Genomic DNA, 22457 nt, shown 5'->3' with positions numbered 1-22457 from the left:
CTAAGCACCATGTGGCAAGCCGAAGTCCGCGTCGACCTCGACGCCATCCGCGCCAACGTGGCCCGGCTGCGTGCCGGCACCAGCGCCGCGGTGATGGCGGTCGTCAAGGGCGACGGCTACGGCCATGGCCTGGTCCCCGCCGCCCGGGCCGCCCTGGCCGGCGGCGCGACGTGGCTCGGCGTGTGCACCCTCGACGAGGCGCTCGGCCTGCGCCGCGCCGGCATCACCGCACCCGTCCTGGCCTGGCTGCTCGCCCCGGGCCTGCCCCTGCACGAGGGCGTCGCCAACGACATCGACCTGAGCGCCGCCAGCCTCGGCCAACTCGACGAGATGATCACAGCCGGCCAGAAGGCCCAGCGACCCACCCGCGTGCATCTGAAAATCGACACCGGCCTCTCGCGGGGTGGCGCGACCGCCGACGACTGGCCGGCCCTGGTCGAGGCGGCCGCCAAGGCCCAGGCCGACGGCGCGATCGAGATCATCGGCATCTGGAGCCACTTCGTCTACGCGGACGCGCCCGGCCACGAGACCATCGACCTCCAGCTCGACGCCTTCCGTGACGCGCTGGCGGTGGCCGAGCGGCTCGGCGTCCGCCCGCAGCTACGCCACATCGCCAACTCGGCCGCCACACTCACCCGGCCGGACGCCCACTTCGACCTGGTGCGCCCGGGCATCGCGGTCTACGGGCTGTCGCCGGTCCCGGGTGAGCGCTACGGCCTGCGCCCGGCGATGACCGCCCGCGCCCGGATCATGCTCACCAAGCGGGTCCCGGCCGGCACCGGCGTCTCCTACGGCCACACCTACACCACCGACCGCGAGACCACACTCGCCGTCGTCCCGCTCGGTTACGCCGACGGTGTCCCGCGGCACGCGTCCAACGTCGGGCCGGTCGCGATCGACGGGGTCCGCCACACCATCGCCGGCCGCGTCTGCATGGACCAGATCGTGCTCGACGTCGGCGACCAGCAGGTCGCGCCGGGTGACGTGGCCACGCTGTTCGGCTCCGGCGACAACGGCGGCCCCACCGCCGACGACTGGGCCGACGCGATCGACACGATCAACTATGAGATCGTCACCCGCTTCGGAAGCACCAGAGTCCAGCGGGTCTACGACGAGAAGGACGGTGGATGAGCACCCGACGCCGCGCGGGAATCGTCGGCGCGGTGGTCGGTCTGGCCGCGGCCGGCATCGCCACCGGGATCGCGGTCGAACGCGCGGTCGTCCGCCGCTCGAAGCGCGGCGTGTCCGACCCGTACGTCGACGAGCCGTTTGACCGCCTGCCCTATGACGAGTCGCTCGTCGTCACCACCGCCGACGGCACCGACATCCACGTCGAAGTGGTCGAGCCGGCAGCCGCGCCGCAAGACCCGAAGCCGACCATCGTCTTCGTGCACGGCTTCTGCCTCGACATGGGCACGTTCCACTTCCAGCGCAGCGCGCTGACGGCTCGTGGCGAACACCGCATGGTCTTCTACGACCAGCCCGGCCACGGCCGCTCCGGCCGGATGGAGACCGGCGAATACGAGCTCCCGGCGCTCGGCGAGACGCTGCACGCGGTGCTGGCCGAGACCGTCCCCGACGGCCCGCTGATCCTGGTCGGGCACTCGATGGGCGGCATGACCATCATGGCGTTCGCCGAGCTCTACCCGGAGTTCTTCGAGGACCGGGTCAAGGGCTGCGTGCTGATCGCCACCTCGGGCGGCCTGATCGACGAGACCAGGCTGGGCCTGCCCGCGCTGATCGGCCGCGTCGGTGGCCCGCTGCTGCCGCTGGTCAACAGCGCGACCCGGCTCACCGGCCCGGCCATCGACCGCACGCGGGTCGCCGCCACCGATCTGGCCTGGCTGCTCACCCGGCGCTACGGCTTCGGCGAGTCGCGGCCGAGCCCGTCGCTGGTGTCCTATGTGGAGAAGATGAACTCGCGCACCTCGGTCGACACGGTCGCCCGCTACCTGCGCACCCTCTACACCCACGCCCGCTATCCGGCGCTGGCCGCCCTCGAGCGCACGCCCACCGTGATAATCGTCGGCGACAAAGACATGATCACACCCGTCGCGCACTCCGAGGAGATCCTTCGGCACCTGCCCGACGCGGAGTTCGTGAAAGTCAGCGACAGTGGCCACGTCGTCATGCTCGAACATGCCGACGAGGTCAACTCGACGCTCATCACCTTCCTGGAGAAGATCTCGGCATGATCGAGCTGACCACTGTGGACGACACGCGGGCGTTCGGTGCCCGGCTGGCCGCCGTGCTGCGCGCCGGCGACCTGGTCGTGCTCACCGGCCCGCTGGGCGCCGGCAAGACCGCGCTGGTGCAGGGCATCGGCGCGGGTCTGCACGTGCTGGGTGACGTCACCTCGCCGACCTTCGTGATCGCCCGGGTGCACCGGCCGGACCCGGCGCGGGGCGGCACGGTGCCGCTGGTGCACGCCGACGCGTACCGGATCGGCGCCGCGGCCGACCCGCTGGCCGAGATCGACGGGCTCGACCTCGACGCGTCGATGGACGACGCGGTGACCGTGGTCGAGTGGGGCGAGGGCATCGTCGAGCAGCTACGCGACGACCACCTCCAGGTGCGCATCGACCGGCGCGACGACGACACCAGGGTGATCGAGCTGGAGCCGACCGGCGGCGACTGGGCCGCCCGCGTCGCGACGCTCACGGAGGACGCCCGGTGAACCTGCCCGACCTGCTGCCCGACGAGTGGCGCACCGCGCTGGAATCGCACCTCGACCCGGCCGCCACCGCCGACCTGGGCGCGTTCGTGGCTGCCGAATACGCGGCCACAGCGGTTTTCCCGCCGCTGCCGGACCTGTTCACCGCCTATCGGCTGTGCAAGCCCGCCGACACCCGCGTGGTCATCCTCGGCCAGGACCCGTACCACAAGGCCGGCCAGGCCCACGGGCTCAGCTTCAGCGTGCAGCCAGGCGTACGCGTGCCGCCGTCGCTCCGCAACGTCTACAAGGAGCTCGCCGCCGATCTCGGCGCCGCCGCGCCCGACGGTGGCGACCTGCGAGGCTGGGCCAGGCAAGGGGTGCTGCTGCTCAACGCGGTGCTGACGGTGCGCGAGGGAGCCGCGGGGTCGCACGCCAACAAGGGTTGGGAGGCGTTCACCGACGCCACCATCCGCGCCCTCCAGGACCAACCCGACCGGGTGGTGTTCCTGCTCTGGGGCAGCTACGCCCGCAAGAAGGCGGCCCTGGTCACCAACCCGGCGCACGTCGTGCTGGAGGCCGGCCACCCGAGCCCGCTCAACCCCCGGGGGTTCCTGGGCAGCCGCCCCTTCAGCGCCGCCAACAAGGCCCTGGCCGACGCCGGCCTGACGCCGATCGACTGGAGCCGTTCGGCGGGCACCCCAGACCCCGCCTGAGCGGCACCCACCCCAGCGCGCCGGATAAGGTGCATATCGTGCTCGTTCTCGTTCTCGACACGTCGACCCCCGCGGTCACCGCGGCGCTGGCCGACGTCACCCCGACCGGCCACACCGTGATCGCCGAGCTGCGCACGGTCGACGGTCGGGCGCACGGCGAGCTGATGGCTCCGGAGATCGACGAGGTGCTCCGGAAGTCCGGCGCGACGGTCCGCGACCTCACGGCGATCGTCGCGGGCACCGGCCCGGGTCCGTTCACCGGGCTGCGGGTGGGCCTGGTCACCGCCGCCAGCATGGGCCAGGTCCTGGGCATCCCGACGTACGGCGTCTGCTCCCTCGACGCCATCGGCGGCGTGCCGGGCCAGGTCACGCTGGTTGCCACCGACGCCCGCCGCCGCGAGGTCTACTGGGCCCTCTACGACCAGGCCGGCGCGCGCATCGAGGGTCCGCACGTCGACGTGCCGGACGTGGTCGCGCGGCAGGCCACCGTCGCGCTCGGCGACGGTGCCCTGAAATACGCCGACCGGCTCGGCGTGAAGGTTCTCGACGAGCCGCGCTACCCGGTGGTCGACGCGTTCGTCCGGCTGGCCGCCGAGCGGATCCTCGCCGGTGCGCCGACCGAGCCGCTCACGCCCCTCTACCTCCGCCGCCCGGATGCTGTCGCCGCGGCGGGAGGGCACAAGCCGGTGCTCCAGTGACCGGAACGTTGACCCGGCTGCGGTGGTGGCACATCGCCCAACTGCTGCCGATCGAGGAGGACCTGTTCGGCGCCGAGAAGTGGTCGGCCGGCATGTTCTGGAACGAGCTCTCCAGCGGCCACTACTACCTGGTCGCCGAGGACGAGGGCCGGATTCTGGGCTACGGCGGGCTCGCGGTCAACGGCGACGAGGCCTGGATCCAGAACATCGCGGTCGTACGCGACGCGCAGCGCCAGGGCATCGGCCGCACGATCCTGGAGGCGCTGCTCGCCGAGGCCGCCCGCCGCAGGGCCCACGCCGTGCTGCTCGAGGTCGCCGTCGACAACGCACCGGCCCAGAAGCTCTACGCCACCTACGGTTTCGAGCCGATCGGCGTACGCCGTGGCTATTACCAACCCAGCAACACGGACGCACTGGTGATGAGACGTGATTGACGAACCCTTGGTCCTGGGCATCGAGACTTCTTGTGACGAGACGGGCGTCGGCATCGTCCGTGGCACGACGCTGCTCGCCGACGCGCTGGCGTCCAGTGTGGACCTGCACGCGCGGTTCGGCGGCGTGGTGCCCGAGGTGGCCAGCCGCGCCCACCTCGAGGCCATGGTGCCGACGATGCAGCGGGCGCTCGACGAGGCCGGCGTGACGTTGGCCGACATCGACGCGATCGCCGTGACGTCGGGTCCGGGCCTGGCCGGAGCGCTGCTGGTCGGCGTCGCCGCCGCCAAGGGCTACGCCGTCGCCGCCGAGAAGCCGATCTACGGCGTCAACCACCTGGCCGCCCACGTCGCGGTCGACACGCTGGAGCACGGCCCCCTGCCCGAGCCGGCGATCGCCCTGCTGGTCTCCGGCGGACACTCGTCGCTGCTGCTGGTCGACGACCTGGCCGGCGGGGTGACCCCGCTCGGGTCGACCATCGACGACGCGGCCGGCGAGGCCTTCGACAAGGTGGCCCGGCTGCTCGGCATGCCGTTCCCGGGCGGGCCGCCGATCGACCGCGCGGCTCGCGACGGCCAGGCCACGATCGCCTTCCCGCGCGGCCTCACCGCCGCCAAGGACCAGGCCGCCCACCGCTTCGACTTCTCGTTCTCCGGCCTGAAGACCGCCGTGGCCCGCTGGGTCGAGGCGCGCGAGCGGTCCGGCGAGCCGGTGCCGGTCAACGACGTGGCGGCCTCGTTCCAGGACGCTGTCTGCGACGTGCTCACTGCCAAGGCGATCGACGCCTGCCGGCAGCACGGCGTCGACACGCTGGTGATCGGCGGCGGGGTGGCGGCCAACTCGCGGCTGCGCGCCCTGGCCGAGGAGCGCGCCGCCAAGGCGGGCATCACCGTGCGGGTGCCGCGGCCGAAGCTGTGCACCGACAACGGCGCGATGGTCGCCGCGCTCGGCTCGCACCTGGTCGCCGCCGGGGTCCGGCCCAGTCGGCTGGATCTGCCGGCCGACTCCGCGATGCCGTTGACGCTCGTGAGTGTGTAATGTCCCGCGACGTGATCGTGCGCATGTGGGAGGCCCGCGCCGAGAAGGGGCGACTGCCCGACCTCGTCGAATGGGTCTGCGACACCGCCCTGCCGCGCATCGAGGTCAGCCCGCTGCACATCACCAGCGAGGTGTTCTCTTCGTCCGACGACCGCTGCGTCGTGATTTCCAGATGGCGCAGCGACCCCGAGCCGCTGGCCGCACCGCCGACGATGCTGGTGGCCAGGCCACCGCACGAGTGGGACTTCACGCTCGTCGACCGATAATCGGTGGCGCCGCCCAAAGTTGATCATTTAGCTTCGGGCTGTTATGCGGCCCTTACCCGTCGGCGATCCCGGCAACCCCGACGTCCGGTCGGCCACGCGCTATCTGCTGTGGCTGGCTGCTCGCACCTGGCGTTCGCTGCTCGCCGCGATCGCGTTCGCGACGCTCTGGATGGTCAGCCAGGCGCTGATCCCCGCCACCGTCGGCCGGGCGATCGACGCGGGCCTGGCCGCCCGCGACCGGGACGGCCTGTTGCGCTGGGGCGCGGTGCTGTTCGGCCTCGGCCTGGTCACCGGCGTGACCGGCATCCTGCGCCACCGCATGGCCGCGTTCAACTACCTCTCCGCCATCTACCGCACGGTGCAACTCACCGTCCAGGAGGCCAACCGGATCGGCGCCACGCTGCCCAAACGGTTGTCCACGGGCGAGGTGGTCAGCATCGGCACCTCGGACATCAACCACATCGGCGGCGCCCTCGACATCACCGCTCGGGGCACCGGCTCGCTGGTCGCCGTGGTCACCGTCGGCGTCATCCTGATCACCACCTCGGTGCCGCTCGGCCTGGTGGTCGTCGTGGGCGTGCCGGTGATGATGCTGATCGCGGGCGCGCTCATCAAACCGCTCCAGCGCCGCCAGCAGGCCTACCGCGACCAGGAGGGCAAGCTGACCACCCGGGCCGGCGACCTGGTCGCCGGCCTACGGGTGCTGCGCGGCGTGGGCGGCGAGTCGACGTTCGCCGGCCGCTATCGCGCCGAGTCACAGGATCTGCGATCCGCCGGTGTACGCGTCGCGCGGATCGAGTCCCTCCTCGCGGCTGCGGAGATCCTGCTGCCTGGCATGTTCCTGGTGCTGGTCACCTGGCTCGGCGCCCGGTTCGCCCTGCGCGGCGAGATCACCGCCGGCGAGCTCGTCGCCCTCTACGGTTACGCGGCGTTCCTGGTCAGCCCGCTGCGTCAGCTCACCGAGACGATCGACCGGCTGACCCGGGGCCACGTGGCCGCCCGCCGGGTGGTGCGGATGTTCACGCTGGAGCCCGAGTTCAGCTCGCCCGCCGCACCGGTGACCGCCTCGCACGGCCCGCTGGTCGACGCCGAGTCCGGCCTGACCGTCCGACCCGGGCGGTTGACCGCCATCGCGGCCCGGGAGCCCGGCGACGCGGCCGCGATCGCCGACCGGCTCGGCCGGTTCGCCGACGGCGACGTGACCTTGTCCGGCGTACCCCTGGCCGAGCTGGACCTGGCCGACGTGCGCGAGCGGATCCTGTTGGCCGACAACGACGCCCGGCTGTTCGCCGGACCCCTGCGCGACGAGCTCGACCCGGCAGGCAAGGGCGACCGGCACGTGGCGGACGCTCTCGACGCGGCCAGCGCCACCGACGTGGTCGACGCGCTGCCTGAGGGGCTCGACGCCGTGGTCGCCGAGCGCGGCCGCGAGTTCTCCGGCGGCCAGCAACAGCGGCTCCGGCTGGCCCGCGCGCTGGTCGCCGACCCGGAGACGCTGGTGCTGGTCGAGCCGACCAGTGCCGTCGACGCGCACACCGAAGCCCGGATCGCGGCCCGGCTCGGCACCGCCCGCGCCGGCCGCACCACGGTCGTCTGCACGACCAGCCCGCTGGTGCTCGACCAGGCCGACGAGGTCGCCTTCGTCGACGGTGGCCGGGTGGTGGCCGCGGGCACCCACCGCGACCTGCTGCGCCGCCGCCCCGACTACGCCGCCGCCGTTACCCGGGAGGAGGACGAATGACTCGGCAGCTCCCCGTCGCTGACGCCCAGGAGGTGCGGCGGTACGCGCGCACCCTGGTGAGGCGTCATCCCGGGTCGTTGGCGCTCGCCCTCGGCCTGCACGGTCTGGCCGCCGTCGCCGGGCTCGTCGCGCCGCGGTTGCTCGGCAACCTGGTCGAGGGCCTGTCCGCCGGCACCACCAGCCGCACCGTCGACGAGGTCGCGCTGGCCATCGCGGCCTTCGTGGTCACGCAGGCGATCCTGACCCGGTTCGCCGCGTTCTGCTCGGCCCGGCTCGGCGAGCGGGTGCTGGCCGAGCTGCGGGAGGAGTTCGTCGACCGGATCCTGGCCATCCCACTGTCCACGGTGGAGCGAGCTGGCACGGGCGACCTGCTCACCCGCACGTCGCGTGACGTCTCCGCGCTCTCGCACAGCGTTCGCTTCGCCGTGCCCGAGACCCTGATCGCGACCGTCACCGCGGTGTTCGTGGTCGGCGCGATCCTGCTCACCAGCCCGCTGCTGGCCCTGCCCTGCCTCATCGCGGTGCCGATGCTCTGGTTCGGCACCCGGTGGTACCTGCGCCGCGCGCCGGCCGGCTACCTGAGGGAGAACGCCGCCTACTCCGACATCACCGACGGGATCAGCGAGACCGTCGAGGGCTCCCGCACGACGGAGGCGCTGCGCCTGCAGGACCGCCGGCGGGCGCGCACCGACAGCGACATCGCCCGGTCGTACGCGGCGGAGCGATACACGCTGATGCTGCGTACCGTCTGGTTCCCGATCGTCGAGGTCGGCTACGTGGTGCCGGTCGTGGCGACGCTGCTCGTCGGCGGCTGGTTCTACCTCGAGGGCTGGGTGACCCTGGGCCAGGTCACCGCCGCGACCCTTTACGTGCAGGCTCTGGTCGACCCGATCGACCGCCTGCTGTCGTGGCTCGACGAGCTCCAGGTCGGCGGCGCCTCGCTGGCCCGGCTGCTCGGTGTAGCGGGCCGGCCCGCCCCGACCGTGGAAACCGCAGAGCAGCCGTCCGGACGCGGTCAGCGCCTGGTCGCGCAGGACGTGCGGTACGCCTATGTGGAGGGTCGGGAGGTCCTGCACGGCATCGACCTGACCGTCGAGCCGGGGGAGCGGCTGGCGATGGTCGGTCCGTCCGGGGCCGGCAAGTCGACGCTGGGCCGGCTGCTGGCCGGCATCCACGCTCCTACGGGCGGCTCGATCACGGTCGGCGGCGTCCCGCTGGCGTCGCTGCCGCTGGACGAGCTTCGCTCGCACGTCGCGTTGGTGACCCAGGAGCACCACGTCTTCATCGGTACGATCCGCGACAACCTGGTGATGGCCCGGCCTGGCGCGACGGACGACGAGGTGCGGGCCGCGCTGGCGGCGGTCGACGCCCTCGACTGGGTCGAGACCCTTCCGTCCGCATTGGACACCGTGGTCGGCACCGGCGGCCACACCGTGCCGCCGGCCCAGGCTCAGCAGCTCGCGTTGGCGCGGCTGGTGCTGGCGGACCCGCACACCCTGGTGCTCGACGAGGCCACCTCGCTCATCGACCCGCGGGCGGCCCGGCACCTGGAGCGGTCACTCGCCGCAGTCCTGCAGGGGCGCACCGTCATCGCCATCGCGCACCGGCTCTTCTCGGCGCACGACGCGGACCGGGTCGCGGTGGTGGAGGACGGACGCATCACGGAGCTCGGTTCGCACGCCGAGCTTGTCGCCGCCGGAGGCTCGTACGCCGCGCTCTGGCGGTCGTGGCATGGCGAGGAAGGGCATTCGGCCCAGAAACAGCGCCAAAGTCCTTATTCGACAGTGGCGTAATCGTTCGCTCTCAACGGGTCACGGTCATGTAGAGGCCCAGTAACAGCAAGGTCACGGCGGCGACGGCGAAGAGCACAAGTAGGTCACGGCGACCTGTGTGTGGGCTCTCAGGAAGCGGCGGAAGATCGCTGGTCACCACCGCCAGATCACGCAGAGTGCTGGCGGCGTAAGCGTTTCCGACACGATCCGTGAACTCGTCGAGGCTCAGTCGACCAGCGGCGGTGTGCTGCTGTAACAGTTCGACCACGCGCTGTCGATCGTCGTCCGACGCACGAGTATCCAAAGTCAACCTATCCCCTCTCCGCGGGCGAAAGCGTACGCTCTGAGAGCGCTTTCTCGGCTCGCCCGAACGCATACAAGCCGGTTCCAGTGCCGTGACCGGATCGTTACGGCAGCGTGCCGACCGCGCGAGGTAGCGCGTCAAATGCGCGAGTATTTTGTGTTTCGGATCGCCAGGGTCCGGGAGGTTGACAACGCCGTTCGCCCCCGCGCGGTCCGTTCAACGGCCATGAAGGAGTCCAAGGTTATGCGTAACCGATTTTTGTCGGTCGCTGTCGCCACTATGGCGGTCGGCGCGCTGGCACTTGCGGGTTGTGGGTCCGACGACGGTGGTGGCGACTCCACCGGTGGCGGCACCGCCGCCAAGAAGGTCGGCGTGATCCTGCCCGACGCCTCCACTTCTCCGCGCTGGGAGGCCAACGACCGTCCGCTGCTCAAGGCAGCGTTCGACGGCGCCGGCATCACGGCCAACATCCAGAACGCCGATGGTGACAAGGCCAAGTTCGGCACCCTGTGCGACAGCATGATCAACGAGGGCGTCTCCGTCCTCCTGATCGTCAACCTCGACTCCGACTCCGGCAGCGCCTGCCTGAAGAAGGCCCAGGGCGCCGGCATCAAGACGATCGACTACGACCGCCTGACCCTGGGTGGCGAGGCGTCTTACTACGTCTCCTTCGACAACGTCCAGGTCGGCAAGCTGATGGGCGAAGGCCTCACCAAGTGCCTGACCGACGCTGGCAAGACCAAGGCCAACATCGTTCAGATCAACGGTGACCCGACCGACAACAACGCCGCGCTGTTCAAGCAGGGCTACGTCGAGGCGCTGAAGCCGAAGGTGGACAGCGGCGACTACACCATCGTCGGTGACCAGACCGGTAAGTGGGACGCCACCATCGCGGGCACCGCGTTCGAGCAGCTCTACACCCAGGCCGGCGGCAAGGTCGACGGCGTCATCTCCGCCAACGACACCATGGCCCAGGGCATCATCGCCCGTCTGACCGCCAACGGTCTCAACGGCAAGGTGCCGGTCACCGGCCAGGACGCCAGCAAGGAAGGCCTCCAGGCCATCCTCTCCGGCAACCAGTGCATGACCGTCTACAAGGCCATCAAGAAGGAGGCCGACACGGCCTCCAAGCTCGCGATCGCGCTGATCAACGGCGAGACCCCGGGCAGCGACCTGGTCAACGGCACGGTCAAGGACACCGTCCTCAACAAGGACGTCCCCTCCGCGCTCGCCACCCCGCAGGCCATCTACAAGGACTCCGTCAAGGACGTCATCGCGGATGGCTTCTGGAAGGCCAGCGACATCTGCACCGGCCAGTACGCCGCGCTCTGCACTTCGGCAGGCGTTCAGTAAGTGACGCCGATGGCCCGGCAGGGAGACCTGCCGGGCCTTTGGGCGCTTGAGGCCACGGTTACTGCCGGGCCGGGAAACAACTAGTGAGGTGACCATGACGGTGCCGGAGGGCGCTGCGGGGGCGGCGACGGCGACCGATGACGCCGCGCCACTGCTGTCGTTGCGCGGTATCAACAAGAGCTTCGGTGCGGTCCACGTCCTGCAGGACGTGGACTTCGATGCATATGCGGGACAGGTGACCGCGCTCGTCGGCGACAACGGCGCGGGCAAAAGCACCCTGATCAAGGGAATCGCCGGCAGTCAGCCGTTCGATTCCGGGGACTACGTCTTCGACGGCCGGCAGGTCACGGTGACGAACCCCAAACACGCCAACGAGCTCGGCATCGAGGTCGTTTACCAGGACCTGGCGCTCTGCGACAACCTGGACATCGTCGACAACCTGTTCCTCGGCCGTGAGGTCACGAAGAACGGCATCCTCGACGAGGCGACGATGGAGCGTCGGGCCCAGGAAACGCTGGCCGGCCTCTCGGTTCGCACGGTCAAGTCGATCCGTCAGGTGGTCGCCAGCCTCTCCGGTGGCCAGCGCCAGACGGTGGCGATCGCCCGCGCGGTGATCTGGAACTCCAAGCTCGTGGTGCTCGACGAGCCGACCGCCGCCCTCGGCGTCGCGCAGACCGAGCAGGTGCTGCGGCTGGTGCGCCAGTTGGCCGACAACGGTCTCGCGGTCGTGCTGATCAGCCACAACCTCAACGACGTGTTCCAGGTGGCCGACCGGATCTCGGTCCTCTACCTGGGGCGCATGGCGGCGCAGATGAAGACCAAGGACGTCAAGAGCAACCAGGTCGTCGAGGTCATCACGACCGGACGGTCGGATGCCATCGGTGGCATCACCAACGGCAACGGGGAGTTGAAATGACCGCCCCGACGAAGGTCGAGACGACCGAAGAGCACGTCGAGGAGACCGGCCCGGGCAACCCGCTCGGCACGGCGGTCGGCAACTGGTGGGCGCGGGTCCGCGGCGGCGACGCCGGCTCCCTGCCCGCCCTGCTCGGCATCATCGCGCTGGTCATCGTGTTCGCGGCCCTGCGCCCCAACACGTTCACCAACGCGTTCAACTTCGCCAACCTGATCCACCAGGCGGCGGCCGTCATCGTCATCGCGATGGGCCTGGTCTTCGTCCTGCTGCTCGGCGAGATCGACCTGTCCGCCGGTTACACGGCGGGCACGGCGGCCGCCGTGATGGGCGTCGTGGTCACGCGCTGGGGCTGGTCCTGGCCCCTGGGCCTGATCGCCTGTCTGCTCACGGGTGCCGTGGTCGGTCTGCTCATCGGTCTGCTGGTGGCCAAGCTGGGCATTCCGTCGTTCGTCGTGACCCTGGCGGCGTTCCTCGGATTGCAGGGCGTGCTGCTCCAGCTGATCGGTGAGGGTGGCACCATCGCCATCCGCGACGACACGCTGCGCGCGATCAACAACAACGACATGCCGGTCTGGCTGGGCTGGGTGCTGTTCGCGGTGATCGTCGGTGGCTACGCGGCCATCGTCCTGCGCCGCGGTGCGAAGCGCCGTTCCAGCGGCCTGACGTTCGAGCCGATCCAGGTCACCCTGGCCAAGATCGCCGCACTGGCGGTGCTGCTCGGCCTGGCGACGTACTGGCTCAGCATCGAGCGCAGCCGCAACCCCGCGATCACCTCGCTCAAGGGCGTCCCGATCGTGGTGGCGGTGCTGCTGGTCCTGCTGGTCGGTTTGACCTTCCTGCTCACGAAGACGTCGTTCGGCCGGCACGTGTACGCGGTCGGCGGCAACGCCGAAGCGGCCCGCCGCGCCGGCATCAACGTGGGCCTGGTCAAGCTGGCCTGCTTCATGATCGCTTCGACGTTGGCAGCGGTCGGCGGCATCATGCTCGCCAGCCGCGACAACTCGATCTCGCCCGGCACGGGCGGCGCCTCGACCCTGCTGTACGCGGTGGGCGCGGCCGTCATCGGCGGCACGAGCCTCTTCGGCGGCAAGGGCCGGATCGTCGACGCCATCCTCGGTGGCTTCGTGATCGCGATCATCATCAACGGCATGGGCCTGCTCAACCAGCCGTCGAGCGTGGTCTACATGGTGACCGGTCTGGTCCTGCTGGTCGCCGCGAGCGTCGACGCGATCTCGCGTCGGCGGGCGCGGTCTACCGGTCGGGTCTAGCCGATCGTTTTGGAAGGCCCCCGATGGCTTCGGCCGTCGGGGGCTTTTCGGCGCTTGTGGTGGTCGCGTCTCCGGGGCCTTGCCCCGGACCCCACCCGAGCTGCGGGGACCCACCCCTGGGCCGCGCGAGCGGCCTATTGGCTGCGTGCGGCCTTAGCCCGTGGCGATTGCCGCTACCGCGGCTCCCGTGAGGTGGACCAGGTCTGCGGGGGAGAGCTCTAGCTGCAACCCCCGCTTCCCAGCCGAAACGAAGATGGTCTCGAACGCCAGAGCCGAGTCGTCCAGCACCAAGGGCAACCGCGACCGCTGCCCGAGGGGCGAGATCCCCCCGGTGACGTACCCGGTAGCCCGCTCGGCCGCCGCCGGCTCAGCCATAGCGGCCCGCTTGCCACCGAGCGCGGCCGCCAACGCCTTGAGGTCGAGGGTTCGCGCCACCGGGACCACACCCACGCCTAGCTGTCCGTCGACCGTCGCGATCAGGGTCTTGAAGACCCGCGCCGGCTCCAGGCCCAGCGCCGCCGCCACCGCCTCGCCGTAGCCCGACGTCTTCGGGTCCACGTCATAGGGGTGCGTCGTGAACGGGACCTTCTCGCGGGTCAACACCACCGTCGCCGGCGTTCCCTGCGCTTTCTTGGCCACCTTCGAAGGTTATCGGTGTCGCGAGCACTGCCACCTGCGCACCCGCCACCCGGGTCAGCAGCAGCGAGATCGAGGCCCGTCCCCGCAACCGCAGGTCCCGGCGGAACTGGGCCGGGTCCAGCGCCGAGCCCCGCTTGAGGATCTCCACCGTGCCGACGTCCCTGGAGCGCAGTTCCGCCCGCAGCCGCTTCAGGGAGAACGGCAGCACGTCGGTCACCGCGAAACAGCGGCCGAATGGGGTCGGTGCCGGCGAGTCGGTCCACACGTACGCGATGGTCGGGTCGCCCAACCGCCCATCCACGGTCGCGGCGAACTCGGCGACCAGGCCTGCCCGGACCACCGCGCCGTCGGGGTCGTAGAGGTAACCGCCGACCGGGCCGACCGGTGCCGCCACGGTGCCCGAGCCGGTCAGCGCCGATGCCACCCCCGCGCGGATCACCGTCGCCCGGCGGGGCACCGAGGCCAGCAGGCCGCACCACAGGGTGGCCTCGACCACATCCCGGTCGACACTGACCAGCTCGGTCTCCGCGCCCGGCGGCACCCGGGAGTGGTCGAAACCCGGCGCCACCTTGACCGCCACCCGGGGAGAGCGGGCCGCCAGGTCGGCGACGAAATCCCAGGACGGCGAGTACGCCGCCGGGTCGAACACCCGCCGCCCACCGGCCTGGCGCCGGGCCGGATCGCAGAAGACCGCGTCGAACCCACTGACGTCGAAGGTGGTGGCATCGGCCCGCACCACCGAGAACAGGCCGGTGCCGTTCGCGGCCGCGACCTCCGCCGTGGCCGGGTCGATCTCGACGCCGACGACCCGGATCCCGGCCCGAGCCGCGGCCAGCGAGTCGGCGCCGATCCCGCAGCCCAGGTCGGCGAGGGACCGAACCCCAGCGGCCACCAACCGCGAAGCCCGCCGGTCGGCCACCACCGACCGGGTCGCCTGTTCGAGCCCCGCCCGGGTGAAGTACATGTCGCTCGCCGAGGCACCGAACTTGGCCACCGCCTGCCGGCGTAGCGTGGCCTGGGTGAGTGCGGCGGCCGCGAGGTCGGGCGGCACACCCGCCGAGCGCAGCGCGGCGGCTGCGGCGAGCGGGTCGCCACCGACCAGGTCGGTCGCCGCTGCCAGGGCGGCTTCGCCGTCGGGGGTACGCAGGTCGTGCAGGTCCACGAAGTGATTCTCCCGGGTGTGGCGAGCTGGCACTCTCCTTGACGGAGTGCTAGTCGCGGAATAACCTGCGATTAGCACTCTCAGTCTGAGGGTGCCAACAACGCCAGGCAGGTCCGGCACCCGCGACGACGGTCCCGCCCTGGTGGCATGAGGCAAATTGGCGCCGGTCGGATTCTCGGCCGGCTACGAACCTGATACCCCAGGAGGGTATGCCCGTGACTACCGCGACCAAGGTTGCGATCAAGCCTCTCGAGGACCGGATTCTCGTCCAGGCCAACGAGGCTGAGACGACCACGGCGTCGGGCATCGTGATCCCCGACACCGCCAAGGAGAAGCCGCAAGAGGGCACCGTCAAGGCCGTCGGCCCGGGCCGGGTCGACGACAACGGCAACCGCGTTCCGGTTGACGTCAAGGTCGGCGACACGGTGATCTACTCGAAGTACGGCGGCACCGAGGTCAAGTACGCCGGCGAGGAGTACCTGGTGCTCTCCGCCCGCGACGTCCTCGCGGTCATCGAGAAGTAACTGATCACAAGCTGAAGTGCGTGGTGCCCCGGACCGGTTCTGCCCGGGCCGGGGCACCGTGCGTTTGAAGGGACTTAAATGGCGAAGATCCTGAGCTTCTCGGACGACGCGCGACACCTGCTCGAGCACGGCGTCAACACCCTCGCGGACACGGTCAAGGTCACCCTCGGCCCGCGCGGGCGCAACGTCGTCCTCGACAAGAAGTTCGGCGCTCCGACGATCACCAACGATGGTGTGACCATCGCCAAGGAGATCGAGCTCACCAACCCGTACGAGAACCTGGGTGCGCAGCTCGTCAAGGAGGTGGCGACCAAGACCAACGACGTGGCTGGTGACGGCACCACCACCGCGACGGTGCTGGCCCAGGCCATGGTCCGCGAGGGCCTCCGCAACGTCGCCGCCGGCGCGAGCCCGAGCGACCTCAAGCGCGGCATCGACGCCGCCGCCAACGCGGTGTCCGAGGCCCTGCTGGGCAAGGCCGCCGACGTCGACACCAAGGGCTCCATCGCCAACGTCGCCACCATCTCGGCCCAGGACGCCACCATCGGCGAGCTGATCTCCGAGGCGATGGAGAAGGTCGGCCGCGACGGTGTCATCACCGTCGAGGAAGGCTCGACGCTGGCCACCGAGCTCGAGGTGACGGAGGGTCTGCAGTTCGACAAGGGCTTCATCTCCCCGCACTTCGTGACCGACGCGGAGGCGCAGGAGGCGGTGCTCGACGAGCCGTACATCCTGATCACCACCCAGAAGATCTCCGCGGTCGAGGAGCTGCTGCCGCTGCTGGAGAAGGTCGTCCAGGCCGGCAAGCCGCTGCTGCTCGTGGCCGAGGACGTCGAGGGCCAGGCGCTCGCGACGCTCGCGGTCAACGCGGTGCGCAAGACGCTGAAGATCGCCGCCGTCAAGGCGCCGGGCTTCGGTGACCGCCGCAAGGCGATGCTCCAGGACATGGCGATCCTGACCGGCGGCGAGGTGATCGCTCCGGAGCTCGGCTACAAGCTCGACCAGGTCGGCATCGACCAGCTCGGCACCGCCCGGCGCGTCGTCATCGACAAGGACAACACCACCGTCATCGACGGCGGCGGCAGCAGCACCGAGGTCTCCGAGCGGGTCTCCCAGATCCGCAAGGAGATCGAGGCCTCCGACTCCGACTGGGACAAGGAGAAGCTGGCCGAGCGGCTGGCCAAGCTGTCCGGCGGCATCGCGGTGATCAAGGCCGGCGGCGCCACCGAGGTGGAGCTCAAGGAGCGCAAGCACCGCATCGAGGACGCCATCGCGGCGACCAAGGCCGCGGTCGAGGAGGGCACCGTGCCCGGCGGCGGCGCCGCCCTGGTGCAGATCGTCTCCGTGCTCGACGGCGACCTGGGCCTGACCGGCGACCAGAAGACCGGCGTCGCGATCGTCCGCAAGGCACTCGTCGAGCCGCTGCGCTGGATCGCCGAGAACGCCGGCCACGACGGCTACGTCATCGTCGAGAAGGTTCGCGACAAGGACTGGGGCCACGGCCTCAACGCCGCGACCGGTGAGTTCGTCGACCTGGCCAAGGACGGCATCATCGACCCGGTCAAGGTGACCCGCAACGCGGTGCTCAACGCCGCGTCGATCGCCGGCCTGCTGCTCACCACGGAGAGCCTGGTGGTCGAGAAGCCGGAGAAGGCGGAGCCCGCCGAGGGCGGTCACGGCCACGGCCACGGCCACCAGCACGGCCCGGGCTTCTGACAAATCCATTACGAGATCCGCGCGGCCAGGGGCGACCCCGGCCGCGCGGTTCTGTTTGGAGCACACTTGCGGGCGTGACACGCAAGTCGTGGAAGTTCGGTGCGCTGGCCGGGGTCGCGGCCGCCGCCGTCGCGCTCGGCCTGGCCGAGGTGGTCGCCGTGGTGACCGGGTCGCGCAGCGCCCCGCTGGTCGCCGTCGGCGGCGTGGTCGTCGACCACGTGCCCGAGTCCCTCAAGCAGTTCGCCATCACGCTGTTCGGCGTGCACGACAAGACCGCCCTGCTGGTCGGCACCGCGATCCTGCTCGGACTGTTCGCCGCCGTGATCGGTGCGCTCTCCGTGCGGTGGCTGTGGGCCGGCTTCGCGGGCATCGGCGTGTTCGCCGCGGTCGGCGTCGCCGCGGCCCTGACCCGCCCGGACGCCGGACCCGCGACCGCCCTGCCGGCCCTGCTCGGTGCCGCCGCCGCCGGCGCCACCCTCTGGCTGCTGGTCGTCGGCCCACTGGCCCCGGCCGAGGTGACAGAGCTCGTCGCACCAAGCGTCCAGGAAGAGGAAGAGGCGATCGCCGGCCGGCGCAGGTTCCTCCGTGGCGGCCTCGCGTTCATCGCCGGCGCGGTCGCACTCGGTTTCGCCGGGCGCTGGCTCTCGACCCGGCGCAGTGTGTCGACGGCCCGCGCCGAGGTGCGCCTGCCGGCTCCGGCCACTCCGGCGCCTGAGGTGCCGGCCGGTGCCGACCTGCGGCTGGCCGACCTCTCGTCCTACGTCACACCGAACGACGCGTTCTACCGCATCGACACCGCCCTCGTCGTGCCGCAGGTCGACCCGACGGACTGGACGCTGCGGATCCACGGCCGGGTGCGCAAGGAGATCCGGTTGACCTATGCCGAGCTGCTGGCCCGGCCGATGATCGAGCGCTACGTCACCCTGGCCTGCGTGTCCAACGAGGTCGGCGGTGACCTCATCGGCAACGCGCGCTGGCTCGGCGTACCCCTGAAGCAGCTCCTGGACGAGGCGCAGCCGCTCGACGGCGCGGACCAGGTGGTAGGTCGCTCGGCCGACGGCTGGACCTGCGGCACGCCGACCGAGGTCATGCGCGACGGCCGTGACGCGATGCTCGCCGTCGGCATGAACGGCGCTCCGCTGCCGATCGAGCACGGCTTCCCGGTGCGCGTCGTCGTGCCCGGCCTGTACGGCTATGTCTCGGCCACCAAATGGGTCGTCGAGCTCGAGCTGACCAGCTTCGCCGACTACGACGCCTACTGGGTGCCACGGGGCTGGTCGGCGAAGGGTCCGATCAAGACGCAGTCCCGGATCGACACCCCGCGCGGGCGCAACGGGCTGCGGCCCGGCCCGATCACGGTGGCCGGTGTCGCGTGGGCGCAGCACCGGGGGATCGCCAAAGTAGAGGTGCAGGTCGACAACGGACTGTGGCAGGAGGCCCGACTGGCCCGCGCGGTCTCCGACGACACCTGGGTGCAGTGGTCGTGGAACTGGGACGCCACCGAAGGCGATCACGAACTGAAGGTCCGGGCCACCGACAGGACCGGAGCGACGCAGACCTCGCAGCCGGCGGATGTGCTCCCGGACGGGGCGACCGGCTACCACAGCGTCTCGGTCACCGTCGGATGAACAGCGGTCCGGGACCACTCGGGGTCCCGGACCGGAAGAATGAGGTGGTCAGCTGGCGCGCCGCTGGGCCGGCGCGGGGGACGGCCGAAGCTGGGCGGGCACCGCCTTGTGCGGGCGGCCGAGGCGGGCCTCGAGCCGTTCGACGTCGACCCTGATCTGCCTGCGGTCGGCCAGGTCCTCCCAGCCCACCGCCAGCAGGCGGAGCCGTTCGGACTCGCTGAAACCGCCCCAGACGCCGTAGGGCTCACGCACCGAGAGGGCGTGCGCGGCGCACTCGGCGCGCACCGGGCAGGTGCCGCAGACCTGCTTGGCCTTCATCTCGCGGCGGTTGCGGGACGAGCCGCGCTCTCCGTCGGGATGGAAGAACTGGGCACTGTCGCGGCCTCGGCAGGCACCTAGCCGCTGCCAGTCCCAACGTTCGTCGATGGGACCGGGCAGCCTGCGTACGTTGGACATCGGCACCCCTCCTTCCGCGCGCGCCTCCGCGCCGTACTGGACTTGGGGTGTCACTACCCCAGGCGGTGTCACCTCACACGTGCCTGATCGATTCGTTGCGCGCACCTATCGCATCGGCGTGGCGAACTGTCCGGAACTTTCCTGTTCTTTCCACTGAAACGCCGTAATGATCTCAGCGCTGCGTGGTCCTCTTCTATGAGGAGAGGAGGACCACCGTGCGTACTGTCCTCGTTTGCGTTCGGACATCGCAGGCCGCGCAGAACGTCAATGCGGCAGCGGCCCGGCTCGGAGTAGCCGGCGCCGTCAGAACTGCGGTATCCGAGCCCGAGGTATTGCTCCGTCTCGCCGAGCGCCCCGCTGACGTGGTGCTCGCGGACACAGCCGTCACCAGACCGGACACCGTCGGATTCACCCAGCGCGTGCTGGGGCGGGCGCCGGGCGCGACGATCGTGCTCTTCGGGTCCGAGGACCCGAGGATCGCGGCCGCCGCCGTGAACGCCGGAGCCCGAGCCTTGATCCAGGGCGGTGACCAGGATCTGGTCAGCGTCGTGGCCAAGGCGGTGCTGCTGCTCTGCGTCGCCGGCCGGGTGCCGGCCGCGGTCGGCGGTCTCGCCGGCGCCGCGGCCAGCCGCAACGCCGGGCCGATGCGGATGCAGGCCGGAGTGGGTGCCGGACACCCACAGATCGGCCTCGCCGAGTCGACCGCCGTCGTCCCGGTGCAGCGCGGAGATGTCGGCCCCGGCATCGACGTCCGCGACAACGCCGAAGAGGGTCGCTACTTCGGGGGCCAGCCGGACCCGGTCAACCGCTACGGCGCGCGTGAGGAGCCGGTCACCCGGCGAGCCGCGCTCACCGAGCGGGAGCTCCAGGTGCTTCGCGGCATGGCCGATGGGAAGAGCAATGCCGAGATCGGGCGTGAGTTGTTCGTGTCGGAGGACACGGTGAAGACCCACGCTCGGCGACTGTTCCGGAAGCTGGGCGCGCGCGACCGTGCGCACGCCGTTGCCGCCGGCTTCCGATCGGGCCTCGTGGCCTGACTCACGCACCGACCGGCCGCACCCCTCTCCTTGGCCGGTCAGGTGTGAGGCGACTTACGATCCCGGGCCGCCCGGTCCGCCGGGTGGCTCGGGATCGTCGGCTTCGTCGGCCAGGGTGTCGTGCACGCCGTCGGCGTAACCCTTGGCGTACTCCCAGGTGACGTAGTGGTCGGGATCGGGATCGTAGGCCGGCTCGTGCACCCGCGGCCGGCCTGAGCTCAGCAGGTGACGCAGGTTGCCGCGGAGCAGGTCCCAGTCGAAATAGTGGGGTTCGTGGCAGTCTTCACACTCGATGACCAGCCCGCGGATCCCGACCGGCCCAAGCAGCGCCTGGTAAACCTCGAGATCGGCCAGGTCTTCGAGCACGTCCTGCCGCTCGACCTCGGTCAATGGGTCGAGAGTCGGGTCGTCGTCGCCCGCGTCGTCGGACAGGCCCGCGGCGGGGTCGTCCTTGAACGGATCGATGGGCTCGTCGTTCACCCTTCCCACCGTAGTCGTTTTCCGGCCCATCGCGCCTGCCCGGACCGGGGCGCGCCGGCCGGGCCGCGCGCCCGCGCGGGTAGCATGGCGTATCGCGCCGCTGAGGGGACAAACCATGGACAACTCGCCCGTCAACGACCTGCCGGTCGGCACCTTCGGAGACCCGGGAGCGGGTTCCGCGGCGACCGTGCCGCTCGGCCTGACCTTCGACGACGTCCTGCTCCAGCCGGGGGAGAGCGACGTCGTCCCGAGCCAGGTCGAGACCGGCACCTTCCTCACCCGCAACGTGCGTCTCGGCATTCCACTGATGTCCAGCGCGATGGACACCGTGACCGAGGCCCGCATGGCGATCGCGATGGCCCGCAACGGCGGCATCGGCGTGCTGCACCGCAACCTGTCGATGGAAGACCAGGCGCTCCAGGTCGACCTCGTCAAGCGCTCCGAGGCCGGCATGATCACCAACCCGGTGACCTGCAGCCCGGACGACACCATCCGCGACGTCGACGCGCTCTGCGGGCGCTACCGCATCTCCGGCGTCCCGGTGGTCGACAACGGCGGTGCGCTGGTCGGAATAGTCACCAACCGCGACATGCGCTTCGTCACCAACGGCAACACCCCCGTGCACGAGGTCATGACCCGGATGCCGCTGGTCACCGCCCAGGTCGGGGTGACCAAGGACGAGGCCCTGGCGCTGCTGCGGCAGCACAAGATCGAGAAGCTGCCGCTCGTCGACGACAACGGCCGGCTGCGCGGGCTGATCACGGTCAAGGACTTCACCAAGAGCGAGCAGTACCCCAACGCCACCAAGGACGACGCCGGCCGGCTGCGGGTCGCGGCCGCGGTGGGCGTCGGTGACGAGGCCTACAAGCGCGCCCGGCTGCTCATCGACGCCGGTGTCGACGTGCTGATGGTCGACAGCTCGCACGGCCACAGCCGCAACGTGCTGGAGATGGTCGCCCGGCTCAAGCGGGAGACCTCGGTCGAGGTCGTGGGCGGCAACGTCGCGACCTACGCGGGCGCCAAGGCGCACGTCGAGGCCGGCGCCGACGCGGTCAAGGTCGGCATCGGTCCGGGCGCGATCTGCACCACGCGGGTCGTCGCCGGCGTCGGCGTGCCGCAGATCACCGCGATCATGGAGGCGACCCGGGCCGCCCGCCCGGCCGGCGTGCCGGTGATCGCCGACGGCGGCATCCAGTTCTCCGGTGACATCGCCAAGGCCATCGTGGCCGGCGCCCACTCGGTGATGCTGGGCAGCCTGCTGGCCGGGTGCGAGGAGAGCCCCGGCGAGCTGATCTTCATCAACGGCAAGCAGTTCAAGTCGTACCGGGGAATGGGTTCCCTGGGTGCGATGCAGTCGCGTGGCCAGGGCCGGTCCTACTCGAAGGACCGCTACTTCCAGGACGACGTCCTCTCCGAGGACAAGCTGGTGCCGGAGGGCGTCGAGGGCCAGGTGCCCTACCGCGGCCCGCTGTCCCAGGTGGCGCACCAGCTCATCGGCGGCCTGCGGGCGGCCATGGGCTACGTGGGCGCGGAGGACATCACCGAGATGCACCGGCGCGGCCAGCTCATCCGGATCACCGCGGCCGGGCTCAAGGAGAGCCACCCGCACGACATCCAGATGACCGTCGAGGCACCCAACTACCACTCCCGATAAGGAG

The 22457-nt window shown here is 70.8% G+C and carries 22 protein-coding genes and 1 pseudogene; 18 read left to right on the top strand and 5 right to left on the bottom strand.

The window, feature by feature from the left end; genetic code table 11:
- Positions 1 to 9: 9 nt before the first annotated feature.
- Genes alr through AB0J88_RS12345 form a run of 10 tightly spaced genes read left to right on the top strand, consistent with a single transcriptional unit; the run spans position 10 to position 9337 of the window.
- A complete protein-coding gene (gene alr / locus AB0J88_RS12390) occupies positions 10 to 1131 on the top strand; it encodes an alanine racemase (RefSeq protein WP_364345610.1) in 1122 nt (373 codons plus the stop codon).
- The gene (locus AB0J88_RS12385) at positions 1128 to 2195 is read left to right on the top strand and encodes an alpha/beta hydrolase (RefSeq protein WP_364345612.1); all 1068 of its coding nucleotides are present in this window, start codon (positions 1128 to 1130) and stop codon (positions 2193 to 2195) included. Before alr ends, AB0J88_RS12385 begins: the two co-directional genes overlap by 4 nt.
- Positions 2192 to 2677 (top strand): tRNA (adenosine(37)-N6)-threonylcarbamoyltransferase complex ATPase subunit type 1 TsaE, encoded by a 486-nt coding sequence (tsaE, locus tag AB0J88_RS12380; RefSeq protein ID WP_364345614.1) that lies wholly within the window; start codon positions 2192 to 2194, stop codon positions 2675 to 2677. The genes AB0J88_RS12385 and tsaE overlap by 4 nt, the downstream gene beginning before the upstream one ends.
- Positions 2674 to 3369 carry a uracil-DNA glycosylase gene (ung, locus tag AB0J88_RS12375; RefSeq protein ID WP_364345616.1) on the top strand — a complete coding sequence of 232 codons (696 nt, stop codon included), beginning with the start codon at positions 2674 to 2676 and terminating at the stop codon, positions 3367 to 3369. The genes tsaE and ung overlap by 4 nt, the downstream gene beginning before the upstream one ends.
- A 38-nt stretch (positions 3370 to 3407) precedes the next feature.
- Positions 3408 to 4067 (top strand): tRNA (adenosine(37)-N6)-threonylcarbamoyltransferase complex dimerization subunit type 1 TsaB, encoded by a 660-nt coding sequence (tsaB, locus tag AB0J88_RS12370; RefSeq protein ID WP_364345618.1) that lies wholly within the window; start codon positions 3408 to 3410, stop codon positions 4065 to 4067.
- Positions 4064 to 4501, top strand: a complete 438-nt coding sequence (gene rimI / locus AB0J88_RS12365; RefSeq protein ID WP_364345620.1) for a ribosomal protein S18-alanine N-acetyltransferase — start codon at positions 4064 to 4066, stop codon at positions 4499 to 4501. The genes tsaB and rimI overlap by 4 nt, the downstream gene beginning before the upstream one ends.
- Positions 4494 to 5537: a tRNA (adenosine(37)-N6)-threonylcarbamoyltransferase complex transferase subunit TsaD gene (gene tsaD, locus AB0J88_RS12360; protein ID WP_364345621.1), complete on the top strand. Its 1044-nt coding sequence runs from the start codon at positions 4494 to 4496 to the stop codon at positions 5535 to 5537. The genes rimI and tsaD overlap by 8 nt, the downstream gene beginning before the upstream one ends.
- Before the next feature lie 11 nt (positions 5538 to 5548).
- Positions 5549 to 5803, top strand: coding sequence for a hypothetical protein (locus AB0J88_RS12355; protein WP_364345623.1), 255 nt, complete (start codon positions 5549 to 5551; stop codon positions 5801 to 5803).
- Between the two features lie 43 nt (positions 5804 to 5846).
- The gene (locus AB0J88_RS12350) at positions 5847 to 7544 is read left to right on the top strand and encodes an ABC transporter ATP-binding protein (protein ID WP_364345625.1); all 1698 of its coding nucleotides are present in this window, start codon (positions 5847 to 5849) and stop codon (positions 7542 to 7544) included.
- The gene (locus AB0J88_RS12345; protein ID WP_364345627.1) at positions 7541 to 9337 is read left to right on the top strand and encodes an ABC transporter ATP-binding protein; all 1797 of its coding nucleotides are present in this window, start codon (positions 7541 to 7543) and stop codon (positions 9335 to 9337) included. The genes AB0J88_RS12350 and AB0J88_RS12345 overlap by 4 nt, the downstream gene beginning before the upstream one ends.
- Positions 9338 to 9347: 10 nt before the next feature.
- Here AB0J88_RS12345 and AB0J88_RS12340 read toward each other — a convergent pair whose 3' ends face one another.
- Positions 9348 to 9620, bottom strand: a complete 273-nt coding sequence (locus tag AB0J88_RS12340) for a DUF1707 domain-containing protein (protein ID WP_364737899.1) — start codon at positions 9618 to 9620, stop codon at positions 9348 to 9350.
- Between the two features lie 243 nt (positions 9621 to 9863).
- Here AB0J88_RS12340 and AB0J88_RS12335 point away from each other — a divergent pair, with 243 nt between their 5' ends.
- From AB0J88_RS12335 to AB0J88_RS12325, 3 genes are all read left to right on the top strand, one after another.
- Positions 9864 to 10973 (top strand): substrate-binding domain-containing protein, encoded by a 1110-nt coding sequence (locus AB0J88_RS12335; RefSeq protein ID WP_364345631.1) that lies wholly within the window; start codon positions 9864 to 9866, stop codon positions 10971 to 10973.
- 94 nt (positions 10974 to 11067) lie between these two features.
- On the top strand, positions 11068 to 11889 hold the full coding sequence (locus AB0J88_RS12330) for an ATP-binding cassette domain-containing protein (RefSeq protein ID WP_364345633.1): 822 nt from the start codon (positions 11068 to 11070) through the stop codon (positions 11887 to 11889).
- Entirely contained in the window at positions 11886 to 13157 is a 1272-nt protein-coding gene (locus AB0J88_RS12325; RefSeq protein ID WP_364345635.1) for an ABC transporter permease, read from the top strand. The genes AB0J88_RS12330 and AB0J88_RS12325 overlap by 4 nt, the downstream gene beginning before the upstream one ends.
- A 153-nt stretch (positions 13158 to 13310) precedes the next feature.
- Here AB0J88_RS12325 and ybaK read toward each other — a convergent pair whose 3' ends face one another.
- Together ybaK and AB0J88_RS12315 are read right to left on the bottom strand one after the other, a co-directional pair.
- Positions 13311 to 13796: a Cys-tRNA(Pro) deacylase gene (ybaK, locus tag AB0J88_RS12320; protein WP_364345637.1), complete on the bottom strand. Its 486-nt coding sequence runs from the start codon at positions 13794 to 13796 to the stop codon at positions 13311 to 13313.
- A gap of 22 nt (positions 13797 to 13818) precedes the next feature.
- A pseudogene (locus AB0J88_RS12315) lies at positions 13819 to 14958 on the bottom strand (methyltransferase domain-containing protein); the annotation flags it as partial.
- Positions 14959 to 15167: 209 nt separating this feature from the next.
- Between AB0J88_RS12315 and groES the strand changes: the two are divergent.
- The 3 genes from groES (at position 15168) to AB0J88_RS12300 (ending at position 18826) form a co-directional block, all read left to right on the top strand.
- Positions 15168 to 15482 (top strand): co-chaperone GroES, encoded by a 315-nt coding sequence (gene groES, locus AB0J88_RS12310; RefSeq protein WP_089244996.1) that lies wholly within the window; start codon positions 15168 to 15170, stop codon positions 15480 to 15482.
- 78 nt (positions 15483 to 15560) lie between these two features.
- Positions 15561 to 17198, top strand: a complete 1638-nt coding sequence (gene groL / locus AB0J88_RS12305) for a chaperonin GroEL (protein WP_364345639.1) — start codon at positions 15561 to 15563, stop codon at positions 17196 to 17198.
- 74 nt (positions 17199 to 17272) lie between these two features.
- On the top strand, positions 17273 to 18826 hold the full coding sequence (locus AB0J88_RS12300) for a molybdopterin-dependent oxidoreductase (RefSeq protein ID WP_364345641.1): 1554 nt from the start codon (positions 17273 to 17275) through the stop codon (positions 18824 to 18826).
- Positions 18827 to 18874: 48 nt separating this feature from the next.
- Here AB0J88_RS12300 and AB0J88_RS12295 read toward each other — a convergent pair whose 3' ends face one another.
- Positions 18875 to 19282 (bottom strand): WhiB family transcriptional regulator, encoded by a 408-nt coding sequence (locus tag AB0J88_RS12295; RefSeq protein ID WP_364345643.1) that lies wholly within the window; start codon positions 19280 to 19282, stop codon positions 18875 to 18877.
- A 215-nt stretch (positions 19283 to 19497) separates the two neighbouring features.
- Between AB0J88_RS12295 and AB0J88_RS12290 the strand changes: the two genes are divergently transcribed.
- Entirely contained in the window at positions 19498 to 20319 is an 822-nt protein-coding gene (locus tag AB0J88_RS12290; RefSeq protein WP_364345645.1) for a helix-turn-helix transcriptional regulator, read from the top strand.
- A gap of 54 nt (positions 20320 to 20373) precedes the next feature.
- Here the strand turns inward: AB0J88_RS12290 and AB0J88_RS12285 are convergent, their stop codons facing one another.
- Positions 20374 to 20799, bottom strand: a complete 426-nt coding sequence (locus AB0J88_RS12285; protein WP_364345647.1) for a DUF5319 domain-containing protein — start codon at positions 20797 to 20799, stop codon at positions 20374 to 20376.
- A 115-nt stretch (positions 20800 to 20914) separates the two neighbouring features.
- On the opposite strand from AB0J88_RS12285, the gene guaB reads away from it, so the two are divergent.
- Positions 20915 to 22453: an IMP dehydrogenase gene (guaB, locus tag AB0J88_RS12280; RefSeq protein ID WP_364345649.1), complete on the top strand. Its 1539-nt coding sequence runs from the start codon at positions 20915 to 20917 to the stop codon at positions 22451 to 22453.
- Positions 22454 to 22457: the final 4 nt, after the last annotated feature.

It is taken from the genome of Asanoa sp. NPDC049475, from assembly GCF_040676915.1.
Taxonomy (GTDB): Bacteria; Actinomycetota; Actinomycetes; order Mycobacteriales; family Micromonosporaceae; genus Asanoa.
Note: the sequence above shows the minus strand (reverse complement) of the source record. Positions and strands in the feature narration are given on the sequence as shown.